6 protein-coding genes are annotated in these 3078 nt (G+C 33.8%); all 6 read left to right on the top strand.

What is annotated here, in order from left to right; translation table 11 throughout:
* A partial coding sequence (locus DW015_RS13645; RefSeq protein ID WP_207659391.1) for a hypothetical protein occupies positions 1-1004 on the top strand: 1004 nt, incomplete at its 5' end.
* 8 nt (positions 1005-1012) lie between these two features.
* Positions 1013-1522, top strand: coding sequence for a hypothetical protein (locus tag DW015_RS12620; RefSeq protein WP_022287857.1), 510 nt, complete (start codon positions 1013-1015; stop codon positions 1520-1522).
* Positions 1523-1566: 44 nt separating this feature from the next.
* Positions 1567-1794 carry a hypothetical protein gene (locus DW015_RS12625; RefSeq protein ID WP_117905881.1) on the top strand — a complete coding sequence of 76 codons (228 nt, stop codon included), beginning with the start codon at positions 1567-1569 and terminating at the stop codon, positions 1792-1794.
* 19 nt (positions 1795-1813) lie between these two features.
* A complete protein-coding gene (locus DW015_RS12630) occupies positions 1814-2404 on the top strand; it encodes a hypothetical protein (protein ID WP_147338168.1) in 591 nt (196 codons plus the stop codon).
* Positions 2405-2450: 46 nt separating this feature from the next.
* The gene (locus tag DW015_RS12635) at positions 2451-2684 is read left to right on the top strand and encodes a hypothetical protein (protein WP_038670746.1); all 234 of its coding nucleotides are present in this window, start codon (positions 2451-2453) and stop codon (positions 2682-2684) included.
* 43 nt (positions 2685-2727) lie between these two features.
* A partial coding sequence (locus DW015_RS12640; protein WP_147338170.1) for a hypothetical protein occupies positions 2728-3078 on the top strand: 351 nt, incomplete at its 3' end.

Consider the following 3078-nt stretch of genomic DNA (forward strand, 5'->3'; position numbering starts at 1 on the left):
ATGAAGAAGTCGATGTTGAGCTTACGAAGGTTGAAGTACCTGGAAAGCAGGGCAATCCTTCAACGTTCAAATACTATCATCATATGAATTCTGACCCCTCTAAAGCTGATACTGATGGGGATGGGACGGTAGATTCAAGTGATTTAAATCCATTAGTGTATTCGTTTGTTCCATATTTGGATATACTATGTGAATATGCTCAGAATTACTGCTCAGATAATAATTTACGAAATAAAGACGATGAAATAACACTTGTATTAGAATTTTTACGCAGCACTAAATACATTGGCACAAAGTGGAACATTACAGCTGGTAATATAAATGAGAATTTTATAGCATATGTTAAAGATAACGATATTGATGTATATAATTACTTCCTTGGAGATGATAATGCTGTGGAAGAACTCTTTGATCCATTGACGAACGAAAAGTATGATTTAAAACATCTTGCCGCAACTATGAATGCTTATTTTGAAAAAAATGATATTAAATCCATTTATTCTACTTATTATGGTTCAATGAATGATATGGCTGGTTGGGCAGGGGACTTACAACAAGTGATAGATCAAGATGTTTTATATGGAAAAGATCAATACTATGCGCATAATATGAGTATAGAAGCCGCATATCAGGAAATGAGTACATATTTAGGTAATCGTTCGAATTCACATTACGGAATTAGTGATGTAATTGTTGATGCAGATGCAGTTAATTTATACTATGAGTATAAAGATAATCCCAATATGGACTTAAATGAATTGCTTAACAACTATTTAATAAAAATGAACAACAAGCAAAGATTTTCTGATTTTATATATAATATTACAGGTTCAAATGAACGATCTGATTTGAAAATACTTGCTACATCATATATTAGACCTCCTATGGATTTTCTTTCTGCTGGTTGCGTGTATAGTTCATCTACTTGTAATTTAATAACTGAAAATATGATATATGGTTTTGCAAGTGCATTTTGCGATTATTATTTTGACTTAGCTAATTGAGGTTTAGTATGAAAAAAGTATTGGTAGTTGTCGGCATTATTATTTCTGCAGTAATTATTTCAGGCATTATTGTTGGTTTGGGTAAGAATGAAAAAACACTGTTTAATGAAAAAATTGAAACTGATAATAATGTTTTAATTTCAATCAAAGTTATTGAAAGCAATAAAGGTTGGCAACCTGATAAAACTATGATTATATCCGATGAAAATGAGCATTTGATTAGATATGCCATTGGATTTGAGGACTATACCAATTATCTGCCAAGTTATTATTTTTGCTATGATATAAATCCCAATGAATATTTGGTATGGGTTTATCAGCAAAATGGTAATGAATTTATTTACTATTTCAATACCGATACACAAGAAAAATATATGCTGGATTATAATAACATTGGCAACAGGACGGAAACTTTTTATGTTGCTGTCGATAAAGTTATAAAGTCAAATTTTTTATCTAAAATAGATTCTAAAATCAGTAATATGAATAAATGGAATAGCTATTTGTCAAACACTTAGGAGAAATCAGATAGCACAGCGATTGTTTTTCAGATGTTGAGGAAATGTCCGGATTACTTGTTGATTCAGGCTACAATCCTATTAAACCCAATTATATGAAACCTGATACCGACGATGACGGTTTTGACGACAACGTTGAAGTCGATGTTGAGCTTACGAAGGTTGAAGTACCTGGAAAGCAGGGCAATCCTTCAACTTCAAATATGTGTTATGAAAAAATGATTTTTTGGTATAAAGGAGATCAATTAATTAATATGCGCTATGCATATTAACTAATGTGGGGGTGTTGATATGTTTGCACCAAGATGTCCATGGTGTGGAGAAATAATTCCAATAAACTTCAAAAGAAGAGAACTTCGTTTTATGACGGATTTTTGTTCAAAGTGCGGACACGAGATCAAACTAAAAAAAGACAGCAGGCAATTCTGGTTAAATGCCTTATGCAATGCATCTTTGGTCGCACTGCCAGCTATTAAATATGAAAATACAGTTTCTTCACATATAGGTATCCGTACTATAAGAAGTTTCGACCACCCATATGTTAAAGTCAGCAAGCATTATGTTCCCGAAAAAAGAGCAAAATATAAAATAGTATGGGATCAGAAGAAAGTCAAACACCCTAATTTTTGGATCATAGAAGATACTGTCATAATACTGTGTTTTGTAGATAAAAATGATATCGCAATTTCGCCGATGATAGCCGCAGCTTTATACACTATCGAAAAGGTCGATAAATGCACCTCGAAAGGGATACTTTCTTTTGTAAAGTATGGACTGCTTGACAAGGACTATGCTGCGGGGACAAATTTTCTTGTATACTGTGAAAATAAAGTTGTCGGCAGAGGTGTTCTTGAAGATGATATACATTATCCGTCATTTTGAAATCACAGTAAATATATAACATAAATAGCGCATAGGAGAAATGAATATGAGAGTATACTGTCGATGTGGAAATATGCTTACAAATCAGCTTGACCCTAACGATACGGAATATTATGTTTATTCAGACAGAGAATGGTGTGAGATACAGAAAAACGAATACATACACGTTTTGGACATTCCCTATCCTCGCTATAATGTTTGGCATTGCGAAAAATGTGGCAGAATAACTTTGTTTGATGATTCTTACAATTTAGTAAAAGTATATAAGCCGGAAGAATAGTCGTTTAAGATCATAACACAAACTTTGCCCTCGGAGAACAACATTGAAACAGCTTTTAAATTTCGAGATACAAATTTACGATATCATAAAAACGTCCTGCACAAACAGCACGAACACCCCATCGCCTGCCTGCGATGACCTTTACAAGACCAGGTTTATTTTTGCTGACGGCGAGACGATATTTTCCCCTGCACATTTTTGTCAAAAACTTAAAAGCCGTGGTTTGCAGGGCGTTTCGATTGTCCGAAACGGCGATCAACTTGCCCTGCCCGAAAGCGCATTTGAGTTTGATAAGATATGCTTTCTTGAAACAAAATTCAAAAGCAAGCATAGCATTTGGACGATCGAAAGAGTTTGGCAAGACACCCATTGGTATGTAACATACCGTGAGATA

This window comes from Ruminococcus sp. AF37-20 (assembly GCF_003460465.1).
GTDB lineage: Bacteria > Bacillota > Clostridia > Oscillospirales > Ruminococcaceae > Hominimerdicola > Hominimerdicola aceti.

Bases quoted from the DNA above. Each gene is read 5' to 3' on its own strand.
- DW015_RS12630 (WP_147338168.1), top strand. From the start codon at position 1,814: ATGTTTGCACCAAGATGTCCATGGTGTGGAGAAATAATTCCAATAAAC.
- DW015_RS12635 (WP_038670746.1), top strand. From the start codon at position 2,451: ATGAGAGTATACTGTCGATGTGGAAATATGCTTACAAATCAGCTTGAC.
- DW015_RS12625 (WP_117905881.1), top strand. From the start codon at position 1,567: ATGTCCGGATTACTTGTTGATTCAGGCTACAATCCTATTAAACCCAAT.
- DW015_RS12620 (WP_022287857.1), top strand. From the start codon at position 1,013: ATGAAAAAAGTATTGGTAGTTGTCGGCATTATTATTTCTGCAGTAATT.